We start from the raw sequence: 3,760 nt of genomic DNA, 5'->3' as shown, positions 1-3,760 counted from the left end.
TTCGAGAGCAGCGCGCAGCGCGCGCGCCACCGCCTTGAAGCAGGTCTCGGCGATGTGATGGTTGTTGGCGCCATAGTGGTTGGTGACATGCAGCGTAATGCCGGCATTCTGCGCCAGCGCCTGGAAGAACTCGCGCACCAGTTCGGTGTCGAAGGTGCCGATCTTCGGCGACGAGAAGGAAACGTTCCAGACCAGGAAGGGACGGCCGGACACATCGATCGCGGCGCGCGTCAGCGTCTCGTCCATGGCAAGGTCGATCGAGGCATAGCGCATGATGCCGCGCCGCTCGCCGAGCGCCTTGGTCAAGGCCTGGCCGAGCGCGATGCCGGTGTCCTCGACCGTGTGGTGATCGTCGATATGCAGGTCGCCCTTGGCCCTGACCGTCATGTCGATCAGGGAATGGCGCGACAGCTGGTCCAGCATATGATCGAAGAAGCCGACGCCCGTAGCGATATCCGACTTGCCGGACCCGTCGACATGGACCGACACGGAGATGTCGGTTTCCTTGGTCTTACGGCTCGCTTCGGCGGAACGGGGCGGCATCACTCTATCCTTGTCCAGAGGTTCACATCGTGACCGGCTCAGAGGCTTCAAGCGCTCGCAGGCTTGAAAACGAAAGCCTTCTAGCAGCATGATCCGGCGATTGCCAGTTGCCTCCGGCATCGGTATCGGCCTTGCCAGAGAGCGATTTGCAATCACCGGCCCCATGCATACATATGGCCGATCAAAGTTACTCGTACCGCGCCAATCGCCTTATCGGGATGGCGCTGCTCGGAGCCCAAGAAATGTCCAATGAACTGACCATGCACGCCACGACCATCGTGACGGTGCGCAAGGGCAACAAGGTGGTGATCGCCGGCGACGGCCAGGTCAGCCTTGGCCAGACCATCATGAAGGGCAACGCCAAGAAGGTGCGCCGCATCGGCAAGGGCGGCAATGTGATTGCCGGTTTCGCCGGCGCCACCGCCGACGCCTTCACGCTTTTGGAGCGGCTCGAGGCCAAGCTCGAACAATATCCCGACCAGCTGACGCGCGCCTGCGTCGAGCTCGCCAAGGACTGGCGCACCGACCGCTATCTGCGCCGGCTGGAAGCGATGATGCTGGTGGCAGACAAGTCAGTCTCGCTGGCGCTGACCGGCACCGGCGACGTGCTCGAACCCGAATTCGGCGTCATGGCCATCGGTTCGGGCGGCAATTACGCGCTGGCCGCGGCCCGCGCGCTGATGGACAGCGACAAGGATGCCGAGGAGATCGCCCGCAAGGCGATGCAGATCGCATCCGACATCTGCGTCTACACCAACAACAATTTCGTCGTCGAAACGCTCGATGCCGCCTGAAGAGGTGGTGACCTATGATTTTCGGCCGGTGACGGAGAAAGACCTGCCGATGATCGCCGGCTGGCTTGCCCAGCCGCATGTTGCAGAGTGGTGGGACGATCCGGAGACGGAAATCGCCGGGATTAGCGATCATATCGACTCGATTTCCGTCGAGCCGCTGATCGTCGAGCTCGACGGCAAGCCGATCGCCTATCTGCAGAGCTACGACCCGCATCTGGAAGACGACCACCCCTACGCCGACCAGCCGTTCGGCACGCTCGGCATCGACGTGTCGATCGGCGTGCCGGAGCTGGTCGGGCGTGGCCATGGCTCGGCGATCGTGCGCCAATTCGTCGAACAGCTTTTCGAGGAAGGTGTTCCGCGCGTCATCATCGACCCGGATCCCGCCAATGTCAGGGCGATCCGCGCCTACGAAAAGGCCGGCTTTGTTGCCTTTGACACCAGAACATCGGAGTACGGGCCAGCCCTGATGATGGCGCGCGACGCGACGCAGGAGCCCAATTGATCAGCGCCGAAACCCTCGACAAGGCAGTCGCGAAAGGTTTGATCTCGCAGACCTTGCGCGATCAGTTGGAGGCCATGGAACGCGCGGTCGCTCTCGCCCCCGAGGCCAGGCGCGCCGATGATGAGAGTGACGAGGGTGACGAGGAAAACCTGCGGCTGGTCGGCGGCGGCAACGATCTGTTCGTCACCGTGGGAACCGTTCTGCTCAGCGCCGGCTTCTTCTTTGTCCTCACCACCTTGCTTCCAGGCCAGACATTCTGGATCGCCGGCATCTTCGCGGTTTTCGCCTGGGGGCTCGCCGAAATCGTCACGCGTCAGCACCGGATGAAGCTATCGTCGTCCGTGCTTGCCCTGATTTTCATGGCCGCCATTCTGGCCGCTCTGGCGCTGCAAGTGGAGGCCAGCTTCGGCATACGCAAGCCGGAAACCATCTGGCAGCTATTGGCGTTGCGCCAGACGGCGTCCCGGGCCGGATATCTGTTCCTGGGCGGAGGAATAATCGCGGCGGCGATCTATTTCTGGCGCTTTCGCGTCCCCATCATTGCCGGGACTATCGCCATCGCCTTCACACTGCTTGCCTTCCTGCAAACGGCGATAATCCTGTATGACAGTGTGACAACCGGCGCGATTGCGCCGCCGCGCCTCGAGGACGTTCCCGAATTGCTTCGCGCGGCCCTTTACATGCCGCTGATCTGCGGCCTGATCGTGTTCGCAACGGGTGTCGCTTTTGACATTTACGACAGGGATCGACGCAAGATCTGGTCCGATTGCGCTTTCTGGCTGCATGTCGTCTCGGCGCCGATGCTGGTGCATCCGCTCTTTATCATGGCAACCGGCCAAAACGTCGTATTCGGACATATCGCGCCGGATGCCAATGCAACCATCATGCTGACGATTCTGATCCTTGGCTTCCTCTATGTCGCGCTGGCCATAGACCGCCGTTCGCTTCTGGTTCCTACATTGGCTTACTTCGGCTCGCTGGGCATCTATTATCTGGTGAATTCCGCCTCCGATTCGACGGGCATCCCGCCTTTTGCCTTGATCCTGGTCGTTGTTGGCGCGCTGATTATTCTGTTCGGGGCCGGCTGGCAGCGTATCCGGCGGATTGTGGTCAACCTCACCTTGCCGGCGGCCGTGATCCGCCGGCTGCCGCCGCTGAAGGCGTGACAGGGCTTTGTGATGGTCGAGACGGCGACGCGAAACGAGGGGGAATGAATCGATGACGACACCGGCCACGGAAAACAGCTATTCGGCCTACGAAGACAGCTGGCGGATGGGGCTTCTGCTGGTGCTTGCCCTGGTCATCTTCCAGGCCGGGGCGCTCTACGGCATGGGGCGGACGCCGATCTGCACCTGCGGCTACGTCAAGCTCTGGCATGGCGTGGTGAACAGTTCGGAGAATTCCCAGCACATTTCGGACTGGTACACCTTCTCACACATCATCCACGGCTTCCTGTTCTATGCGCTGGCGCGGTTCCTGTTCCCGCGTTCGCCGATCGGCCTGAGGCTGGCGTTCGCCGTCTTCATCGAGGGCGGCTGGGAGCTGCTGGAAAACAGCCCGTTCATCATCGACCGCTACCGCGCCGGCACCATTTCGCTCGATTACTATGGCGACAGCATCATCAATTCGGTGTCGGACACACTGGCCATGGTGCTGGGATTTGTGATGGCGCGAAGGCTACCTATATGGGTGATCGTCAGCCTCGCCATCATCTTCGAACTCGGCACCGGCTACCTCATCCGGGACAATCTGACACTCAACGTGATCATGCTGCTGCATCCGTTCGAGGCCATCAAGCAGTGGCAAAGTGGAATTTAGTGATATGAGCACATTTTCTCCCCGCGAAATCGTTTCGGAACTCGACCGCTTCATCATCGGCCAGAAGGACGCCAAGCGCGCCGTGGCCATTGCCTTGCGC

5 protein-coding genes are annotated in these 3,760 nt (G+C 61.2%); 4 read left to right on the top strand and 1 reads right to left on the bottom strand.

Annotation, left to right across the window (positions count from 1 at the left end):
• On the bottom strand, positions 1 to 543 hold a 543-nt coding region (hisB, locus tag EN969_RS20995), incomplete at its 3' end, for an imidazoleglycerol-phosphate dehydratase HisB (protein ID WP_127419359.1).
• Positions 544 to 785: 242 nt separating this feature from the next.
• On the opposite strand from hisB, the gene hslV reads away from it, so the two are divergent.
• The 4 genes from hslV (at position 786) to EN969_RS20975 (ending at position 3,660) form a co-directional block, all read left to right on the top strand.
• A complete protein-coding gene (gene hslV, locus EN969_RS20990; protein WP_013528351.1) occupies positions 786 to 1,337 on the top strand; it encodes an ATP-dependent protease subunit HslV in 552 nt (183 codons plus the stop codon).
• The gene (locus EN969_RS20985) at positions 1,327 to 1,842 is read left to right on the top strand and encodes a GNAT family N-acetyltransferase (protein ID WP_024502003.1); all 516 of its coding nucleotides are present in this window, start codon (positions 1,327 to 1,329) and stop codon (positions 1,840 to 1,842) included. The genes hslV and EN969_RS20985 overlap by 11 nt, the downstream gene beginning before the upstream one ends.
• Entirely contained in the window at positions 1,839 to 3,008 is a 1,170-nt protein-coding gene (locus EN969_RS20980) for a hypothetical protein (RefSeq protein WP_063169776.1), read from the top strand. The genes EN969_RS20985 and EN969_RS20980 overlap by 4 nt, the downstream gene beginning before the upstream one ends.
• A 106-nt stretch (positions 3,009 to 3,114) precedes the next feature.
• A complete protein-coding gene (locus EN969_RS20975) occupies positions 3,115 to 3,660 on the top strand; it encodes a DUF2585 domain-containing protein (RefSeq protein ID WP_224618702.1) in 546 nt (181 codons plus the stop codon).
• Positions 3,661 to 3,760: the final 100 nt, after the last annotated feature.

The sequence above is a fragment of the Mesorhizobium sp. M7A.F.Ca.CA.003.01.2.1 genome, assembly GCF_003998945.1.
Taxonomy (GTDB): Bacteria; Pseudomonadota; Alphaproteobacteria; order Rhizobiales; family Rhizobiaceae; genus Mesorhizobium; species Mesorhizobium ciceri.
Note: the sequence above shows the minus strand (reverse complement) of the source record. Positions and strands in the feature narration are given on the sequence as shown.